We start from the raw sequence: 19,328 nt of genomic DNA, 5'->3' as shown, positions 1-19,328 counted from the left end.
CTCCTAATAAATATGTAGAATTATTGATTTACTTTAACCATTGAAGGTCGAATAACGCGATCCTTTAACAGATAACCCTTTTGAAATTCATCAGTAACAATGTTCGAACCATAATTCTCATCTTCTCCCTGCATAACGGCTTGGTGCAGGTGGGGATCAAATTCTTTGCCAACAGCTTCAATTGGCTCTACACCTTCTTTTTTCAGTGCATCCACCATACCTCGGTATACCATATCCATTCCTTGCAGTAAAGACTTAACTTGTTCATTATCGGCTTCTACTTTCATGGCTCTTTCAAAGTTGTCTAAAGCCGGCAATAGGTCCGTAATCAATTTTTGAGCTCTATATTTTTCGCCAGCCTCTTGGTCTAATCTGGTACGGCGGCGGAAATTATCAAAATCAGCTTGAAGTCGCAAGATTCGATTGTCTGCTTCCTCGAGCTTATCCTTAAGCTGCTGGATTTCTTGCAGATATTGTTCAACAGGATTAACTTCTGCTTCTTCTGTTGCTGTATCTTCACTAGGAACAGCTTCACCAGTATTTTCCTCAGTAAGTTCAACTTGTTCAGTACTTTCGATTTCTGCTTCTTCATTGATTGTATTATTTTTTTCAGTCGTCAACTTACTCACCTCCCTTAAAGGATTCACTAATTACTTATCGTAACTGATATATATTACAAGGAAAAGGGGTGAAACATAGAAAGGCGTCTCGCCGCTAGGGCGCTGGAACTAGACATTTCTAAAAGGCATTTCACCCTTACTCAATATTACCAGCACTAATTACTTTGATACAATTTTGTTAAAACAGTGGTCAAATCCCTGCTTAAAAATTGAAGCAGGCTAATTACACGTGAATATTCCATTCTTGTAGGACCTAAAATTGCAATTGTTCCTAATTTTTCAATACCTACAGAATAAGAAGCAGTAATTAAACTGCAATTATCCATGGCACTAATATTATTTTCCCTGCCGATTTTAACATGGATGCCAGCTGATTCATTTCGAATTAGATTGTAGATCCAATCTTCTTGATCAATCATAGTCATTAAACTACGAATCTTGGCAATATCGTGAAATTCCGGCTGGCTTAACATATTTGTTTTTCCACCGAAGAATAACTTCTCTGTTACCGGCATTTTAAATGATTCTGCGATCAAATGGAGCATTAAATCGTAGTTATGGATATGCTGGCGTAACAGCACGGCCACTTCTTTATAAATCTTATCATTTAATTCTTCTAGCGGGACTCCGGATAAACGATCGTTCAGAATGTTCACCGTTTTTTCAATATCACTTGCATCCACCATATCGGGCAGCGTAAATGTCCTGTTTTCAACATGACCCGAATCCGTTACAAAAATAGCCACAGCTGTTTCCTTATTTAAAGGAATGATTTGTATTTTCTTTAATTTATTAATGCTTACAGCAGGTCCCAAGACGATGGATGTATAATTGGTTAACTCCGATAAGATTTTCGCAGATTTTTGGATGATTGCTTCAAACTCAAATATTCTCTCTGCAAAAATCGATTGAATGATCGAGATATCATTTTGATTTAATGCTTGAGGCGAGACTAAATGATCCACATAATACCGATATCCTTTTTCTGAAGGCACACGCCCTGAGGAGGTATGTGTCTTTTCGATAAACCCCAACTCTTCTAGGTCGGCCATTTCATTTCGAATGGTAGCGGAACTAAAGGAAATTTCCTCTTTTTTCGACAAGCTTCTTGAGCCGACTGGTTGGGCAGATCGAATAAAGTCATCAACAATAACCTGAAGAATCAACAATTGACGATCTGTTAGCAACATTCATCACCTCTGTTAGCACTCCTCATTAACGAGTGCTAATTATATTAATAAATTATCAAAAAAAGTGGGATGGTGTCAATCAAAAAGAACGCAAAATGGCACATCAGCCTAAAGACTTTGTCTTAGATAACACCTAAAAAGGCTTGGAATACTTCGTTACCCAATAAGCGGCCCTTTCTAGTTAAATATATATTATCGTTTTGCACCTCTATCCATTGTTTAGCACTTAGATCGGACAGTTCCTTTGCAAATAAATTTAGAGGGTCGAGGGCAAATTTTTCATAAAAGTGAGCAATGGAGACCCCTTCCGTTTTTCGGAGCCCGAGAAACATTTCCTCTTCCATCTGCTCTTCTTTTGTAACGAGATGGTCTTCAAAAATCGGGAGAACATTACTATTGACTTGCTCAATATATTTTTTTACAGGCCCTGAATTGGACCGTCTCCAGCCATTTATATAACTGTGTGCGCCTGCCCCGAATCCATAATAATATTCATTATTCCAATAGGTTAAATTATGTTTACTTTCGAATCCCGGTCTTGAAAAATTACTGATTTCATATTGATTAAAACCGTTCATTTCCATTTCTTCCATTAACATTTCATACATACTCGCTTCCACATCTTCCCCAGGAGTCGGCAGCTTGCCCTTTTTTAATAAATTATAAAAAACAGTTTTTGGCTCAATAATTAGTGAATAGGCTGAAAAGTGTGGAATATCCAGCGAAAAGGCCTCTGTTAATGACTCTTTAAAGTCCTGGACAGTTTGGGTGGGTAAGCTAAAAATCAAATCAATGCTGATATTCTCAAATCCAACTTTTTTTGCGTTTTCAACCGTCTGGTAAACGTCCTTTGCTTTGTGGACACGGCCGATTTTTTTTAGCAGCTCCTCATTAAACGTTTGTACACCAAGACTGATTCGGTTCACACCTGCATCCTTTAATATTTGTAATTTTTCTTTTGATAAATCACCGGGGTTGGCTTCAAAAGTAAATTCAATATTTTCGCTTCTTGGCAGGTTTGTAATAATACTTTCACAAAAAGTGTAGAGCTGTTGTTCATTTAAAGAAGTGGGAGTTCCTCCGCCAACAAAAATGGTATCCAGTGAATCGGTTGGAAATTCACAAAGGGTCATTTTCATCTCTCGGTCGAGGGCCTTTAAATAATCATCAACTGGCTGGCCTTTTAAAAACACTTTATTAAAGTCACAGTAGTGGCAAATGTGCTCACAAAACGGGATATGGAGGTATGCTGCTTTAATCATGTTTCTTCCTCTATTCTTTTTAACGAAAAAGAGGCTAGGAAAACCTGCTTCAGGCGCTCCCTAACCTCTCTTTAGTTTTTATTTTTTCGTGTTGTTATCGTCCATTTTCAATACGGCCATAAACGCTTCTTGTGGTACTTCAACGGACCCTACTTGTTTCATCCGTTTCTTACCCTCTTTTTGCTTTTCTAACAATTTACGTTTACGGGAGATATCCCCGCCGTAACATTTAGCTAATACGTTTTTACGCATCGCTTTAATAGTAGAACGAGCCACAATTTTTTGACCAATTGCCGCTTGAATAGGTACTTCAAACTGTTGTCTTGGGATCAGTTCTTTTAACTTCTCAACAATTACTTTGCCGCGTTCATAAGCAAAATCTTTATGGACAATAAAGCTTAATGCATCCACTTTCTCGGCATTTAGTAATATATCCATTTTAACCAGACTTGAAGGTTTATAACCAATCAACTCATAATCAAAGGACGCATAGCCCCGGGTACTAGATTTCAACTGGTCAAAGAAATCATACACAATTTCAGCTAAAGGAATTTCATACACGATGCTAACTCGGTTTTCACCTTGATATTGCATATCAATAAAAATTCCGCGCTTCAATTGGCAAAGCTCCATAATAGCACCCACATATTCATTTGGAGCCATCATCGTTGCCTTAACATATGGCTCTTCAACACGGTCAATTTTTTGCGGGTCCGGCATATCGGATGGGTTGTCGACATTTAGTTGAGAACCATCTGTTAAATGGACATGGTAGATAACACTTGGCGCAGTTGTAATTAAATCAATTTTAAATTCTCGTTCAATCCGTTCTTGAATGATCTCCATATGAAGAAGTCCAAGGAATCCGCAACGGAAACCAAACCCTAGTGCTTGAGACGTTTCTGGCTCAAATTGAAGCGACGAATCATTTAATTGCAGTTTTTCTAAAGCTTCACGGAGATCATTGAATCTCGCAGTATCAATTGGGTAAAGTCCACAGTATACCATCGGATTTAATTTTCGATAACCAGGAAGCGGTTCAGTCGCACCATTTTTAGCGTTGGTAATCGTATCACCGACACGTGTGTCCCCGACATTCTTAATCGAAGCTGACAGGAAGCCAACATCTCCAACAGACAGCTCATCAAGCATAACGGACTTAGGTGTGAATACACCGACTTCGTTTACTTCAAACTCTGCTCCAGTAGCCATCATCTTAATTTTGTCACCAACCTTAACGGTACCTTCGACGACACGAATATAGGCTACAACGCCGCGATAGGCGTCATATAAAGAGTCAAAAATCAAGGCTTTTAATGGGGCTTCTGGATCTCCAGTTGGAGCAGGAACCTTCTCAACAACCTGTTCGAGAATCTCTTCAATCCCAATGCCAGCTTTGGCTGATGCAAGAACTGCTTCAGAGGCATCCAGACCGATTACTTCTTCGATTTCGCCGCGGACTCTTTCTGGATCAGCACTTGGCAGGTCAATCTTATTAATAACTGGTAATATTTCAAGGTCGTTATCTAGGGCTAAGTATACGTTTGCTAGTGTTTGTGCTTCAATTCCCTGCGCAGCATCCACGACTAAAACAGCCCCTTCACATGCTGCAAGACTTCTTGAAACTTCATACGTAAAATCGACATGTCCCGGTGTATCTATTAAATGGAATGTATATTCTTCCCCATCTTTTGCTCTGTATTTTAATTGTACGGCATTTAACTTAATCGTAATCCCGCGTTCTCTTTCTAAATCCATTGAATCCAACAGCTGATCTTTCATTTCACGAGAGGATAAGGCATTCGTTTTTTCCAAAATCCGGTCAGCTAATGTTGATTTCCCATGGTCAATATGGGCAATAATGGAAAAATTTCTAATTTTTGATTGTCGTTTGAGTCTTTCTTCTCTGTTCATGGTCTTCCACTCCTACTATACTCGCACATGTACACTATTTTTAATTATATCAGTAGGGCAAACAAGATTCAATACAGAATCGATTCCCGTTCGTTAACAAAGTCTGGCTAAAAAGAATGCAATCCGTCCAAAAAAACAAAAGCGCAAGCGCCTTGAACAGGCCCGACAAGCATAGGACCCTCAGGGAAAGAAGGCGTTCTTTGCCTTCATTCCCTGAGTGGCTGTAGACCATCGAGGGGCTAGGCGCTGGAGGTAAACGATAAAAAACGGCATATTAGGTATGCCGTTTTTCTTATATGATACGAAAGTAAAAATTTCGACTTCGAGAATTGTCCAGCNNAACAACCTTTCGGCCGGCTCGTCTTGTGCTTGTCGCCGATAGGCGGGCGCCTTGCGCTTTTCTTAGTTATCGATAAGATGGATTAGTTTTTCTGAAGCACCTGTGATCCCATCTGACATTTTTTTGCCCATTGAGGAAAAGAAATTAAAAGCACTTATTTCCTCTAGCTTTCTCTTTTTTGCTGCAATATCGTGGCTGGAAATCTCATTTCCAAGGAACGATGCCCTCTTTTCATGAAAACTGACTGCTGTTTCTAGATTGTGATCCTCATACCCCTTCATTTTTTGAATCCCATTATTCGCCAACTGCATGCCTGTTAACACAGCAATTAGCAATAAAGCAGCTAGACATAAGCTTTTCAACATAAACATTTTCATAAAAATACTCCTAACCACTATTGTTTATTGGACGGTTGCTCTGTATCCTGATTTACTTTTTCTGCCTGCCAGTAATAATCACTAAACACGTCAGCTATTGCATCAGCGGAGCGGTTTAATTCATTAAATGTATTGTCAACTCCGCCAAATTCCATCAAAATTGCATTTTCCGAAAGGTTTTGATTATAGATACTATTTGATCCAGCGGCATTTTTTATAATAACCCCTCTGCTTAACCCCTTATATTTTTCCTGAAGCCGCTTATGGAGTTCTGTTGCGAGTTTTGCATTTTTTTCGTAATTTGGATTTTTCCCGCCAATAATAAAGGCCACCTTTGCATAAGATTTCCCATTAATGGTGACCGTGGTTTTATCTCTTCGCTGCGAATCACGATGAATATCAATAAAATAATGTAAATCACGATTACCGGCCATAGCAGTTTGAACAACGGTCCGAGATTCATCATAGGACTGCCAGAACTTCCATCCTTTTTTGTTTAATTCCGCTTGAATGTCAGTTTTATCTATAAAGCTGCCAATTCCTCTGTCAGCTAAACTTGTTTTTAATTGGTCACCAATCTTGGTCACGTTTATTTGCGAGTGATACGCTAAATCCGGGTCGGTTACATCTTTAAGGTATGGTAAATAAGATTCCCGATTATGAGAGAAGTAAACGTAGACAACTTTTCTTCCTCCGGTAGTTTGTCCAGGTGCTGGCGAAGAATTTTCATCTGAAGGCTTGTCCAATCCTTCAAGATTTTGTAAGGCTGCTTCACGTTCTTCTTTCATAATTTCAATTGGCGGTGCCGACTCAACCGGCATATTAGTATAATTAGTCCCTTCTCCGGCGACAAGGATTTTCCCATCAAATTGGTAGAATCCCGGAAGCTCCCTGCCAAGAAGGCTGCGCGGGTCATTTAGATTAATATTGCTAGATAGTTTAAAGATCAAATTAGTTAGCTTGGGTGTGGTTACCCAGTTATTCTCTACCTTTAAAAAATGGTGGTTTTCCCAGCCCATTAATTGGTAAAGAAGTTCTCCATTCACATTAGTAGCAGCTTGATTGACGGATGTTGACATAAGTCGATATTGTGGCTTTAATGACGTTAAGAGCCCGCTGATAGAGAAAATCAATATAATAAATAAACAAAGTGCCGCAAAAATTTTCAAGATGCTTGTACCTTGGACACTTAAAAATGCACCTGATGTTCTAGGGTTTTTCATAGTTCCACCTCGCTTAAACGATTCTAGTAAATACTATGACCTTACTAGAAATGGTAGAACTATGATTTATTTTAATAGTGGAAGTAAAAGGGGTCTATTAATTAACCAGACCCCTTTAAGTGATTTTATCTTGTATTAAAACCGGCATTTTCTTGATCGATCGCAGAATGCAACGAGGCATTTAATCCATTGGCAATAAGATTCGCCATATCCTCGATAAACACATCGACTTCTTTTGGTGTCACCATTAAATTATGACCAATTGGTGAGAGAACTTCGTAGATTAGTTTTCTTTTTTCGTCATCCGGAAGCGTGCCAATCATACCTAAAAATGTTTTGCGATGCTGTTCCTCCGGCATATCCTCATCTGTTAATTTTCTTTTTTCACCAAACGTCATCCCTGCTGGTGCAAGGGATCTAGAGGGGCGATTTCCTTCCCTTAGCTCTTTCCCAAAGTGTTTTAGGATAAAATCAATCGTATCGCTTGTAATCGAAACAGCATCTACAACGGTTGGTACCCCAATGGCGATCACCGGAATCCCTAAGGTCTCCTTGCTTAGTTCCTTTCTTTTGTTTCCCACCCCTGAACCAGGGTGGATACCTGTATCAGAGATTTGGATCGTTGAATTGACTCTTTCTATGGAACGTGATGCTAATGCATCGATAGCGATGACGAAATCCGGTTTCGTTTTTTCAACCACTCCAAAAATGATGTCGCTTGTTTCAATCCCCGTCAGGCCCATTACACCTGGTGATAAGGCACTAACAGATCGGTAACCCTCTTCAACATTCTCAGGCTGAAGCTGAAATAAATGCCGAGTTACCAAGAGATTCTCACACACCATTGGACCAAGTGCATCGGGAGTGACATTCCAATTCCCCAACCCTACCACAAGGCAAGAATCCGTTTTTTTAATTCCCGACCCAGCTAAAAAATGGGCAAACTCCCGGGCAAAGATTTCTTGCACCTTCTGTTGTACCTCGGAGTCCTGCTGCCTGATCCCCTGTACCTCTAACGTTAAGTAACGGCCTGCTTTTTTTCCTAGCTGTTCTTCCCCTTGCTTTGTAACCTCTACAAGCGAGAGTTTTATATCGTCCACATCTTTTTCTTTAATAATGACACCTTCGATTTTCGAAAGGTTCTCTTCTTCTCCGACTGTTTTTCCAGCAAGCACCATTTCTCTTGCTTCAATCGCTAAATCTGTTCGTATCGAATACTTGCTTAAATCAATAGACTCATTCATGAAATCCACCCCTAATAGAGAATCCTAAATAGAAACTATTTCCTATTTTTGCCCTTAAGCCCGTAAAACATGCATTTTAAATTCTTTTCTCCATGAATTGTGTATTGCAATCTAGCCTTCTGTTTGATAAAATACTTCTTGTTCTGAATTATTATGGATGAATGTAAAGTCGAGTTCATATAAGTCTCGATACTTTGTAGGAGGTGAATGTAATGCCTAACATTAAATCTGCTATTAAGCGTGTGAAAACAACTGAAGCTCGTAATGCTCAAAATACAACTGCTAAATCTGCAATGCGTACGGCTGTTAAAAAAGTAGAAGCTGCTGTTACTCTTAACGATGCGGCTGCTGCTAAAGAAGCATTAGTTTCTGCTGCTAGTAAATTAGACAAGGCTGCTGCTAAAGGTCTTATCCACAAAAATGCTGCTGCTCGTAAAAAATCACGTCTAATGAAAAAGTCTAACGCTCTTTAATTTTAAAAAGCGTACAAAAAAAACGATTCCTATCTGGAATCGTTTTTTTATTACCTTTTTAATCTGAACAAAAGCATCTCAATCAATAAAGATTTATTCATTCCGCCGGTTTTCATCTGGTAATCTGCCTCTGCAAGCATCTCCATCAGGTTTGCTAATTCTTCATCCGTAAAACTGCCCGCCTGACCAAGGGCTAGTTTAACCCGAAATGGATGAATTTTTAAATAGCCGGCAATTTGCTGCTGTCCGTATCCCCTTCTTGAGAGTTCCTTTACCTGATAGATTAGCCGAAATTGACCGGACAACAGTGCTAAGATCTTTATAGGTTCTTCATTTTGTTTTAACAAGTCATAATAAATCCGCAATGCCTCATCTAATCTTCTTTGGACCACTCTTTCAATAAGGGTAAAAATATTCTGCTCTAGCGTTCTGGCAACCAATTTTTCAACCAGCTCGCTATCAATACGCTTTTGCTCAGCCGCATAAAGGGACAATTTGTCCACCTCGCTAGAAAGCATAAACATATTTGTTCCGGCTAATGAGAGCAATTGGTCAATTGCTTTTTCCTCAAACTCCAGCCCATTGCTTTTCGCCCGTTCTTTTACCCATTTTTTTAATTCATGTTCAGATAACTTTTTGGCCTCAACTAATTCTGCATTTCGTTTAAGTTCTTTGGTAATCTTTTTTCTTTCGTCCAATTTTTCATACGGAGCGGAAATGACCATTACTGTATAGGGAGCAGGCTCTTTTAAATATGCTTCCAACTTTGCCAGATTATGTTCTACCTTTTCCTTTGTTTTCTCAGCCGTTAAAAAAACGGGATTATGTAAAAAAACAACTTTTTTCTCGCCTAAAAAAGGAAAGGTCTCGGCGTCCTCTAATGCAAAATCAACCGGAGTCTCCTCTAAGTCATAAGCTGAAAAATTAAAATCCTTATCTTCTTCATCAAGAATTTGGTTCAGAAGTAATTGTTTTGTTTCATTGATTAAAAATGCTTCTGTTCCATATAATAAATAAATAGGAGCAATTTCCTTTTTTTTGATTTTTCTCCATATTTCAAGTACCATTTATCCAGCGCTCCCCTAACTTTTCACTCATATTCTATCGTAAAGAAGCTTGGACCTTTTGACAAGTATTAAAAGGGAATTAGCACATTTTATCCAACAAATGCCAATTCCCGGATCTATTTGAACGCCAGCAATATTTTCCCTAGGATCTTATATTGCCTGGCGGGGTTCCTGACTACTTATATTGTAGCCCTTTTTGAGTCGAACTATTTTGACAACTCTTGTCAGTATAGGAAAGAAGCGAAAGGATGCTGGATTTTTTCAGACAAATAGCTTATACTATACTTGAAAATAGGAGGGGTAGAGCGTGAATCATTTTGAAAAAGAAGTGCAAAGCAAACGTAATGATGCGATCGATTCTGGGATAGGTTTTGGAGTTTCTTTCGGCTTTTTTGCTGTAATTTTTATTATTGCTACAGTCATTAAATTAATTGGTTCCTAATGAATGCTACATAATTTATCAAAGAGGCTGCAACGGTGCAGTCTTTTTTAATTAAGAGATTTAGTATAACTTATGGCAAATAGGTTGAAAAGGTTCCTTTTCCACCATAAAAATAATAGGTGATTGCCCCCTGTAGATCGGTTCGATATATCTTAGTATGAACAGCTGCCAAACGGTTTAAGACTTCTTGATGAGGATGCCCAAACCGGTTATGTTCACCGACAGAAATAAGGGCTGCCTTGGGCTTGATTTGATTAATAAAGGCCTCGGCGCTTGACGTTTTACTGCCATGATGACCGGCTTTTAAAACATCAATGGTTAATTTAGGATGCTGTGCTATAATTTTCTCTTCTCCTTCTTGATCGAGATCTCCTCCGAAAAACCAGCTGATACCTCCTATCACTGCAACAAAAGCTATTGAGCCTCTATTTCGCTCGCCCGTAAAGTTTCTTTCTGGAGAAAGAATATAAAATGAATTTCCATTTTGATGCCAATTATCTCCTGATGATACTTTTATGACTGGTATCCTTTGTTTTGCTGCTTCCTTAGAAATAAGCTCCTCTGTCTCCGATGGTTCAGTTACTGATGGCATTAATATTTGTTTGACCTCAAGTTCTGAAAGAATCGAACTAGCACCGCCAATATGATCCATATCGCCATGGGTTAGGATTAACTTATTAATTTTTGTAATCCCTTTCCCTTTTAAAAATGGAACAACCACATCCCGTCCAACCTCAAATGGTTTGGACCGCATTTTCCACTCTTCCTCTTTAAAGCTCAACGAACCGCCTGTATCAATGAGATAGTTGCCTTGTCCATGTGGAAAATGAATCAATATACTATCCCCCTGTCCAACATCAATCATTGTCACTTCACCATAAGGATTCAACCAATTCCAACAGGGTTGGATGGATAAGAGGGTAACAACGAGAACCATTGAATGCACTCTCTTGTTTAAATAAGGCCCCCTTTCCCATACGTAAAATAATGAAGCAATAAGGATAATGTAAACAAAAATAATGAAGTTGTGAGGTCTCCCAGGTATATAACTGGTGTAAGGTATATTCCCAATAACCTCAAGCAGCTTATTGGATAACTCAATGGTCTTTTCTAAGAGGATAATCAGTATCCTTGGTGTAGTTCCAATCAGTAATTGAATAATAAATAATACATATACAGCGGGAAGATAAATAAATGAAAATAGAGGTATGTACAACAAGTTGGCAGCTATACTTATCAGGGAAAGTTCAAAATAATGGTAAAGCAAAAGCGGCATGGCGGACAGCTGTGCTGTCACAGAGGTGGCAACCATCTTTGCTCCATTCCCTCTATACCTATTGAGGATTTCGGGGGCAGCTAAAATAATGGCAAAACTGACTAAAAAGGAAAGCTGAAAGCCAATATCAAAAATGACCATTGGTGAAACAAATAGGTAAAGGATAAAGGCCAAACTTATGGCATCAATCGTTGTAAGCCTAAGGTGGCGCTTCCACTTTTCAGCGATTAAGATCAGAGAAATCATAAGAGCAGAGCGTATGACCGATGGGGAACTGCCTGTTAAAACGACGTAAACAGGTAAGAGGATCAAAAGAAAGTTTGTCATAAACTGTCTAGTCAGTCCACATCTAATTCCGATAAAAAATATCATCCCTATGAACAAAGTAACATGGAGACCAGATATAGCCAGAAGATGGACGATGCCAGTACGTTGGTAGTCGCTTAATAATTCAGGGTCAAGGATATTTGTATCACCAAATATTAAAGCTGCTGACAACCCTGCAATTTCCTGAGGAAAATTACTTTTCAAATAACTAATACCAGTAAAGCGAAGCTGTTTTATGAATACGGATGGAGATAATTTGGTGGGTTTGCAATTTTGAAGCGGGCTTTGTTGGAAATCGATGACCCAAAAAATTCCGTTCGCAGCTAAATAGCTCCTATAGTCAAATCCATTCGGATTTTTAGCTATTGAGGGCTTCTTTAACGTCCCTTTAACCTGACAAAGGCAGCCATAAAGGCTTTGATTTTGTAGAACCTTTTTTTCTTTCTCTGATTTAATTTGATACCGGAGCAGAACTTGTTCTTTATATTCGCGCTCTATTCCTTGTACTTTTAATAAATCTCCATCAATAATGGGGTCTTGAGTATATTGTATGTAAAAAACAGTCTTAGCTGGCGAAAACTTTGAATTGTTATGTGTATCTGCCCACTCCCCTTTAAGAAAAAAGACAAAACCTAAAAGGAGGATCAATAAAATTTGGGCTTGTTTGAATTTCTTAAGTTTAACTAACGCAAATAGATATAAAAAAGCTAATATAATAAATGGGAAAATTTTTACAAGTGAACATAATACACCTAAAAATGCACCCATGGCGACATAAATATATTTTCCGCTCATTATTTTATTCTCCATGATTGTTTTTTTGAAGATGGTAGCGATAACTGATTGCGAGGGAGAACGCCGGAAGTCATCCGGCGCCATTTAGAGGTTATTATTTGCCTAATTGAATTACTTGCTCTTTTAATTCGACCTTCTCAATTTTTACCTTTGCCTGTTCAAACAGCTCAATTGCATATGGATGATTTTTATAATCCTCCGCATAATAGACAGTTTTAATCCCCGCCTGAATGATTGCCTTACAGCATTGAAGACAAGGAAAATGGGTCACATAAATTTCGGCATCAGCGGTCGGAACACCGAACTTTGCACACTGCAATAGGGCGTTCATTTCAGCATGAATCGTTCTTACACAATGATGGTCTATGACATAACACCCTTTATCAATACAATGATCACCGCCAGCAATCGAACCGTTATAGCCTCCGGCAATAATTCGTTTATCTCTGACAATGGTTGCACCCACGGTCAATCTTGTACAGGTACTTCTTAATGCAAGCAGATGGCTTTGTGCCATAAAATATTGATCCCAAGAAATTCTCTCCACGTTTTCCACTCCCTGTATAACTTTTCTTTTAAGTTTACTGGTACAAGCCAATTTAGGTCAATGGAAGTTTTATTTTACTGCGATTAAATCCTTAAGTTTTTCAAATGTCTTATCACCAATTCCGCTAATGTTTTTTAAGTCTTCAATCGCTTTAAACGGGCCGCTGGTATTTCGAAACTCGATAATCGCTGCTGCTTTTGCTGGACCAATCCCTGGAAGATTTTGCAGCTCCTGTTCATCCGCTTTATTAATATTAATTTTCCCCTGTTTTTGTCCATCCGCGCTCGAAACAGTTCCACTTGTTCCAATTGAGGAAGGTAAACTACTTCCTTCTTCACCCTTGCCTGGAATGTAAATGACCATTTCATCTTCTACATGCTCAGCAAAATTAACTTGTGTTTGATCAGCCTGCTCCGTTAATCCGCCGGCTCGTCCTATTACGTCAATTACCCTCTCGCCTGTGTTAGATTGATAAACGCCTGGACGATTGACTTGTCCTTTTACGTCCACCATAATATTTTCAGGCTGGTTAGCCGCTGGTGTGGCATTCTTTTCTGTTCCTGTCTCCACATCTTGTTTTAGGGCTTCGTTCACTTGACTAATTGAATTCAATGGGGCCGAATCCATAGGAACCTGAAGATAAAAATAATAAAAACCTCCGAAACCAAGCAACAGCACTACAACAACATGAATCTTGTGTTGTATTAGCCAATTCTTCAAGAATATCCATCCTTTCTAAAGGTATATTTCACATTTCATTTTCATAATGTTATAAAAGAATACGGATGCGAAGGAGGGTCGAATTGTGAATATAGGTATTATTGGTACCGGTAATATGGGGCGAATCATAGTGGAGGCTTTGATTGACGGAAAGGCCGCTTTCCCTTCTTCCATGATGATCATGAATCGAACAAAATCAAAAGCCTTGCTGCTTAAAGATAAATATAAGGACATTTTGATTGGGGCAAACCCGGAAGAAGTAGCTGCACAATCCGATATAATCTTTATTTGTGTAAAGCCATTAGACATCCGTAATCTGCTTGAGCAAATTAATCCACATTTAACTCCTGATAAGTGTCTTGTTTCGATAACTAGTCCTGTCAGTACCAGCCAAATTGAAAAAAGGGTAAACTGTTCAACTGTCCGAGTAATACCTAGCATTACTAATCGAGCATTAGCTGGGGTTTCACTCGTTACGTATGGGGAAAATTGCAGCGAACATTGGAAAACGAAACTAGAAAAACTAATTTCAAAGATTTCTGTGCCGGTTCATATTGATGAAAAAATTACAAGGGTAGCTTCTGATATTGTAAGCTGTGGACCTGCTTTCTTTAGCTATCTGCTTCAGAATTTTATTCAGGCCGCTGTGAAAGAGACAGAGATTGATACGGAGACAGCGACTGTTTTTGCAAGTGAGATGATTGTAGGACTTGGAGAATTAATTAAGCAAGGACATTATACGTTACCGTCATTACAAGAAAAGGTGTGTGTAAAGGGCGGGATAACAGGTGAAGGGATTAAGGTGTTAGATGCCGAGCTTGGATCAGTATTTGAGCACGTATTCCAAGCAACCCATACGAAGTTTAAAGAGGATCTAGAAAAGGTTGAAATTCAATTCTCTAGACAATAATTCGCCAACCATTTACAAATTCCTCTAATAAATGATAAAAAAGCCATCTTTTTTTAAAAAGATGGCTTTTTTTATTTTTTCTTTGCAGCAAAGAAAATTCGCTCAGATTGCTCTGTTGGGTCTTGATGTTCAAAATCGGCACTTATCTCAAGCAATTGAAAGCCCGCAGCATCTAACCAGTCAGAATATTGCTCGATAGGATAAGTACGCTGGAAATGCAGTTCATCGATTCGATCATATTTCCCTGTCCGCTCGTCTAAAACAAAAAAGCTTAGTTCATGCTCAACGCTATTGGGATTATCTCCAGGGAAACTATTCCAAATATAAGAAATGTCATCCTCATTCAAGGCAAAGGTTTGATTAATGAATACTTCTGTGATTTTATAAACAGAATGTACATCAAAAATAAAGATCCCATTATCTTGTAAATGTTGGTGTACATTTGAAAAAGTCGATTTTACCTCTTCTTCCGTTTGCAAATAATTTAATGAGTCACAAAAGATACCGATTGCATCAAATTGTCCTTGTCCCTCCAAATTCGCCATGTTCTGTTGAAAAAAAGGTATTTTGACACCACTAGCCTGTGCCTTTTCCTGAGCCACTGAAAGCATATCTTCTGATAAATCAATTCCCGTTACGTCAAACCCTTGTTTAGCCAATCGGACTGAGAGCTCCCCTGTCCCACAGGCTAAATCCAACAGGCGGGTTGCTTCAACGTCATATTTGGCAAGAATATCCTTAACAAACGATACCCATTTGTCATATGGGGCATCTTTCATAAGCTCATCGTACAAGTAAGCAAATTGCTCATAACTCATGAATTTAACTCACTGAGGATATCAACATGTGGAGCATCGCCCCACAACCGTTCTAAATTGTAATAGCTTCGTTCATCACGGTGGAATACATGGGCTACAACATCTCCTAAATCAATTAGCACCCATGTTGCTTCATCAAAACCTTCGATTCTTTTTACATCATAACCGTTCTCTTGGGCCTTTTCCTTCATTTCTCGTGCAATCGCCTGTACCTGTTTGTCAGAATTACCATGACAAATAATAAAATAATCAGCAATTAACGAGATCCCTCTCATATCTAACGCCAAAATATCTTCAGCACGTTTATCGTCTGCTGCTTTTACCGCAATTTTTAGAAGTTCTTGATTATCCATTCATCAGTCCTCCAGTTTTTGGATTAAATCATTATAAGTATAAAATGTTTCCGGATAAATCGTTTGGTTCTTTTTCATTAGGAAGAGTATCGTATTTTGAATTGCTTTAATGAGTGCCTTTTCTAAATTCTCATTTGCGATTTCTCTTACTTCTTCTACTCCTGGAAAATGTCTCCCAGGCTCTATATAATCCGCTAAATAGATTACTTTTTCCAGCAAAGTCATATTAGGTCTTCCAGAAGTATGGTAGCGGATGGCATCCAATACTTCATTATCACTGACCCCTGCCTCTTTCTCTACCAGGTATGCACCAACTGGAGCATGCCACAATTCAGTATTATATAAAAGTAAATCCTGCGGCAGACCTTGTGACATGATAATTTCTTTCATTTCATCCTTGGGGCGAAACTTTGCATAATCATGAAAAATAGCTGCTATTTCTGCTTTCTTCACATCTGCTCCATATTTCTCTGCCAAGCTAATAGCTGTTTCCATTACCCCTAGCGTATGCTGGTATCGATGTTCCGTTAATTGGAGTTTAACTATGTCTAAAGCTTTTTGACGTTCCATATAAATGTTTCTCCTCAATATAATCAATAACTGGGTCGGGCAATAAGTAACGAACCGATTTACCTTTTTTCACTCTATCCCTTATCATACTAGATGACACATCAATGGCAGGTACGTCAACATAAAGAACAGGGTAGTCTGTTTGATGGCTGTAAGATGGTCTTTCTACCCCAACAAATTGGACAAGATTAACGAGTATATCAATATCATGCCATTTCGGCAAGTATTCAATCATATCGGCACCAATTATAAAGAAAAATTGATGGTCAGAATACTCAGCGTTAAGTATTTTCATTGTATCGACTGTATAAGATGGCCCATTACGTTCGAGTTCGATTGGTTGAACCCTGAATGCCGAATTTCCCTCAATGGCCAGCTCCAGCATACGAAGGCGGTCCTCATCCTTAACAGACTCCGGTTTTTTCTTGTGTGGTGGTTCATGGTTTGGCATAAACCAAATTTTATCAAGCTTAAGGGCCGAAAGAACTTCATTGGCAATCAAAAGATGTCCATAATGGGGCGGATCAAACGTGCCGCCCAATATTCCAACTTTCTTCATGCATTCGCCATCCTTTACTTTTAAAGGTCACTTTTTTAGGGAAGAATGATTGTTTTCTTTTCTGTAGATTCTTTATACAAGACAATCGTGTTTCCAATAATTTGAACGATTTCTGCTCCAGTACCGTTTGCCAGCTGCTCTGCTACCTCTGTTCTATCTTCCTCACAATTCTGCAGAACACTTATTTTAAAAAGTTCTCTGGCTTCAAGCGCATTGGCAATTTGTTTAATCATGTTCTCATTTACCCCGCCCTTCCCTACTTGAAAGATCGGATCTAAATGATGTGCCTTTGACCGTAAAAATCTTTTTTGTTTACCTGTTAGCATTATTTTCCTCCTAGTTGTCCCAACACATTTTCTTTCATTCTTTTTATATCTGGAAATATCCCTGTCCATTTTTCAAAGGCTAGAGCCCCTTGATAAACAAACATGTCAATTCCGTTTTGAACCGTTGCCCCTATGCTCTTTGCTTCACGCAAAATCCTTGTTTCAAGCGGGTTATAGATGATTTCACAGACAACGGAATCTTCTCTTAGATATTCAAGAGTTATGGGCCGCTCCGTGATATTTGGCTCCATACCAATCATGGTCGTTTGAATAATCAAGTCATATTCACCTAATTCACTGCTGGCATCCTTTAAGGTTAGAGCCCTTGAGGAAATGGAGTATGGACACTCTTCAATGAGTTGAACAGCTTTTTCAAGTGTGCGATTAGCAATGTCAATCTGCATCGGTTTTTCTTTCGCTAAAGTAAAATAGATAGCTCTAGCTGCACCACCTGCTCCAATTACCAATATCTTTTGACCTTCAATTTTGGTTAAATAGGCATCTAACCCTTTTAAAAACCCCAGACCATCGGTATTGTAGCCTATCAATTTTCCATCTTTATTGATAACTGTATTAACAGCACCAATACTGGCTGCTAACTCATCCACTTCATCAAGAAATGGAATAATGCTGCTTTTGTGAGGAACGGTGACATTAAATCCACCTGCTCCCAGTGCTCTTAATCCATTTACCGCATCTCTTAATTCATCTTCCTGTACTAGAAAAGGAAGATATTCTGCATCGATATTATAAAGAGAAAACAAATCATTATGCATAACCGGTGACATCGAATGGCCAATCGGGTTCCCCAATACTCCAAATAACTTTTTCATCTATTTCCCCCACCCTATTAACACTTTCTATACTAAATCAATGATCTTCGCATTAAAGTTTGTACACCCTTTGGCACATAGGCAGCCACTTTTGCCCCAGGCTCATTTATGGTAATCCAGCCAAGACCCGAAAAAACGATATCTGTTTTGGATTCCTTGACAGTAAATTCTTGTCTGACTAGCTCCGGAAAAAATTCTAAATCTTCTGGTCCTGGTGGTGTCAGCAATTCCCCTAGATGCTTTTCATAAAGATCGTCAGCATTTTCTATTTTCGTCCGATGGATATTCAATTCATTGGATACATAACAAACAAAGGATCTTCTGCCGCCGCTTATATAATCAAAACGTGCCAATCCCCCAAAAAACAAGGTTTGGCCTTCATTTAATTGAAAAACTTTTGGCTTTATTTCCTTCTTAGGTGTGATGATTTTCAAATCTTTTTTGTTAATAAAATGCGCCATTTGATGGTGATTGATAATTCCGGGTGAATCAATTAAAAATTTTTCATCATCTAACGGGATTTGGATAATATCTAATGTTGTACCAGGAAAATGAGAGGTGGTGATAACGTCCTCTTCACCGGTTACCTCTTTAATAATTCGATTGATAAATGTTGATTTTCCAACATTCGTACAACCGACCACATAAACATCTTTTCCATTTCGCAAAACATCAATGGCTGCGGCCGTATCTCCAATATTTAGTCCTTTAGCAGCACTTACTAAAAATACTTCTTCCGGTCTGAGCCCTAGTTCTTTTGATTCATGCTTCATCCACTGAACTAACTTGGCATGCTTCACAGATTTTGGCAGTAAATCGACTTTATTTCCCACAAGGACTACCTTATTGTTACCAACGAATCGGTGCAAGCCCGGAAGCCAGCTCCCGTTAAAATCAAAGATATCTACAATCATGACAATGAGGGCGTCAGACTTGCCAATCTCATTTAAAATCTTTAAAAAATCATCATCCGTTAAGTTTACGTCTTGAACCTCGTTATAGTGTTTTAACCGAAAACATCTTTGGCAAATAATGGTCGCTTTCTCCAAAGCAGAAGAAGGAGCATAACCAATTTCGTTTGGGTTTTCCGTTTGGACCTTTATACCACAGCCCATACAAATATATTGTTGATCACTCACAGA

21 protein-coding genes are annotated in these 19,328 nt (G+C 38.7%); 3 read left to right on the top strand and 18 right to left on the bottom strand.

Going from position 1 to position 19,328, the window contains the following annotated elements; genetic code table 11:
* Window positions 1–20: 20 nt before the first annotated feature.
* The 7 genes from grpE to gpr all read right to left on the bottom strand — a co-directional run bounded on the left by grpE (window position 21) and on the right by gpr (window position 8,170).
* Complete coding sequence (gene grpE, locus COD92_RS04800; RefSeq protein WP_098529937.1) at window positions 21–620, bottom strand: nucleotide exchange factor GrpE; 600 nt, start codon at window positions 618–620, stop codon at window positions 21–23.
* Window positions 621–775: 155 nt separating this feature from the next.
* Complete coding sequence (gene hrcA / locus COD92_RS04795; protein WP_098530114.1) at window positions 776–1,807, bottom strand: heat-inducible transcriptional repressor HrcA; 1,032 nt, start codon at window positions 1,805–1,807, stop codon at window positions 776–778.
* Between the two features lie 125 nt (window positions 1,808–1,932).
* On the bottom strand, window positions 1,933–3,072 hold the full coding sequence (gene hemW / locus COD92_RS04790; protein ID WP_098529936.1) for a radical SAM family heme chaperone HemW: 1,140 nt from the start codon (window positions 3,070–3,072) through the stop codon (window positions 1,933–1,935).
* 78 nt (window positions 3,073–3,150) lie between these two features.
* A complete protein-coding gene (gene lepA / locus COD92_RS04785) occupies window positions 3,151–4,986 on the bottom strand; it encodes a translation elongation factor 4 (RefSeq protein ID WP_098529935.1) in 1,836 nt (611 codons plus the stop codon).
* Between the two features lie 402 nt (window positions 4,987–5,388).
* Window positions 5,389–5,703 carry a DUF3679 domain-containing protein gene (locus tag COD92_RS04780; RefSeq protein ID WP_098529934.1) on the bottom strand — a complete coding sequence of 105 codons (315 nt, stop codon included), beginning with the start codon at window positions 5,701–5,703 and terminating at the stop codon, window positions 5,389–5,391.
* 17 nt (window positions 5,704–5,720) lie between these two features.
* Window positions 5,721–6,926, bottom strand: a complete 1,206-nt coding sequence (spoIIP, locus tag COD92_RS04775) for a stage II sporulation protein P (protein ID WP_098529933.1) — start codon at window positions 6,924–6,926, stop codon at window positions 5,721–5,723.
* A gap of 125 nt (window positions 6,927–7,051) precedes the next feature.
* The gene (gene gpr, locus COD92_RS04770) at window positions 7,052–8,170 is read right to left on the bottom strand and encodes a GPR endopeptidase (protein ID WP_098529932.1); all 1,119 of its coding nucleotides are present in this window, start codon (window positions 8,168–8,170) and stop codon (window positions 7,052–7,054) included.
* Window positions 8,171–8,382: 212 nt separating this feature from the next.
* Between gpr and rpsT the strand changes: the two genes are divergently transcribed.
* Window positions 8,383–8,643, top strand: coding sequence for a 30S ribosomal protein S20 (rpsT, locus tag COD92_RS04765; protein WP_098529931.1), 261 nt, complete (start codon window positions 8,383–8,385; stop codon window positions 8,641–8,643).
* 50 nt (window positions 8,644–8,693) lie between these two features.
* On the opposite strand, the gene holA is transcribed toward rpsT, so the two are convergent.
* On the bottom strand, window positions 8,694–9,710 hold the full coding sequence (holA, locus tag COD92_RS04760; protein ID WP_098529930.1) for a DNA polymerase III subunit delta: 1,017 nt from the start codon (window positions 9,708–9,710) through the stop codon (window positions 8,694–8,696).
* 307 nt (window positions 9,711–10,017) lie between these two features.
* On the opposite strand from holA, the gene COD92_RS04755 reads away from it, so the two are divergent.
* Complete coding sequence (locus COD92_RS04755; RefSeq protein ID WP_098529929.1) at window positions 10,018–10,152, top strand: YqzM family protein; 135 nt, start codon at window positions 10,018–10,020, stop codon at window positions 10,150–10,152.
* Between the two features lie 70 nt (window positions 10,153–10,222).
* On the opposite strand, the gene COD92_RS04750 is transcribed toward COD92_RS04755, so the two are convergent.
* The 3 genes from COD92_RS04750 to COD92_RS04740 all read right to left on the bottom strand — a co-directional run bounded on the left by COD92_RS04750 (window position 10,223) and on the right by COD92_RS04740 (window position 13,817).
* On the bottom strand, window positions 10,223–12,550 hold the full coding sequence (locus COD92_RS04750) for a DNA internalization-related competence protein ComEC/Rec2 (protein WP_176541173.1): 2,328 nt from the start codon (window positions 12,548–12,550) through the stop codon (window positions 10,223–10,225).
* Window positions 12,551–12,644: 94 nt separating this feature from the next.
* Window positions 12,645–13,097 (bottom strand): ComE operon protein 2, encoded by a 453-nt coding sequence (locus COD92_RS04745; RefSeq protein ID WP_098529927.1) that lies wholly within the window; start codon window positions 13,095–13,097, stop codon window positions 12,645–12,647.
* 69 nt (window positions 13,098–13,166) lie between these two features.
* On the bottom strand, window positions 13,167–13,817 hold the full coding sequence (locus COD92_RS04740) for a helix-hairpin-helix domain-containing protein (RefSeq protein ID WP_255286628.1): 651 nt from the start codon (window positions 13,815–13,817) through the stop codon (window positions 13,167–13,169).
* A gap of 85 nt (window positions 13,818–13,902) precedes the next feature.
* Between COD92_RS04740 and comER the strand changes: the two genes are divergently transcribed.
* On the top strand, window positions 13,903–14,727 hold the full coding sequence (gene comER, locus COD92_RS04735; protein ID WP_098529926.1) for a late competence protein ComER: 825 nt from the start codon (window positions 13,903–13,905) through the stop codon (window positions 14,725–14,727).
* Between the two features lie 71 nt (window positions 14,728–14,798).
* On the opposite strand, the gene COD92_RS04730 is transcribed toward comER, so the two are convergent.
* From COD92_RS04730 to yqeH, 7 genes are read right to left on the bottom strand one after another with little or no spacing between them, the layout of a single operon-like run.
* Window positions 14,799–15,545 (bottom strand): class I SAM-dependent DNA methyltransferase, encoded by a 747-nt coding sequence (locus COD92_RS04730; RefSeq protein ID WP_098529925.1) that lies wholly within the window; start codon window positions 15,543–15,545, stop codon window positions 14,799–14,801.
* Entirely contained in the window at window positions 15,542–15,898 is a 357-nt protein-coding gene (gene rsfS, locus COD92_RS04725) for a ribosome silencing factor (RefSeq protein ID WP_098529924.1), read from the bottom strand. Before rsfS ends, COD92_RS04730 begins: the two co-directional genes overlap by 4 nt.
* Before the next feature lie 3 nt (window positions 15,899–15,901).
* A complete protein-coding gene (gene yqeK, locus COD92_RS04720) occupies window positions 15,902–16,468 on the bottom strand; it encodes a bis(5'-nucleosyl)-tetraphosphatase (symmetrical) YqeK (protein ID WP_098529923.1) in 567 nt (188 codons plus the stop codon).
* Window positions 16,437–17,027 (bottom strand): nicotinate-nucleotide adenylyltransferase, encoded by a 591-nt coding sequence (locus COD92_RS04715; RefSeq protein ID WP_098529922.1) that lies wholly within the window; start codon window positions 17,025–17,027, stop codon window positions 16,437–16,439. Before COD92_RS04715 ends, yqeK begins: the two co-directional genes overlap by 32 nt.
* 35 nt (window positions 17,028–17,062) lie before the next feature.
* On the bottom strand, window positions 17,063–17,353 hold the full coding sequence (yhbY, locus tag COD92_RS04710) for a ribosome assembly RNA-binding protein YhbY (RefSeq protein WP_098529921.1): 291 nt from the start codon (window positions 17,351–17,353) through the stop codon (window positions 17,063–17,065).
* Window positions 17,353–18,186 carry a shikimate dehydrogenase gene (gene aroE, locus COD92_RS04705; protein ID WP_098529920.1) on the bottom strand — a complete coding sequence of 278 codons (834 nt, stop codon included), beginning with the start codon at window positions 18,184–18,186 and terminating at the stop codon, window positions 17,353–17,355. The genes yhbY and aroE overlap by 1 nt, the downstream gene beginning before the upstream one ends.
* Window positions 18,187–18,218: 32 nt before the next feature.
* Entirely contained in the window at window positions 18,219–19,325 is a 1,107-nt protein-coding gene (gene yqeH / locus COD92_RS04700; RefSeq protein ID WP_098529919.1) for a ribosome biogenesis GTPase YqeH, read from the bottom strand.
* Between the last annotated feature and the right edge of the window lie 3 nt (window positions 19,326–19,328).

It is taken from the genome of Bacillus sp. AFS037270 (assembly GCF_002585305.1).
The sequence above is the reverse complement of the archived record's forward strand: the minus strand, read 5'-3'. Positions and strand labels throughout refer to the sequence as shown.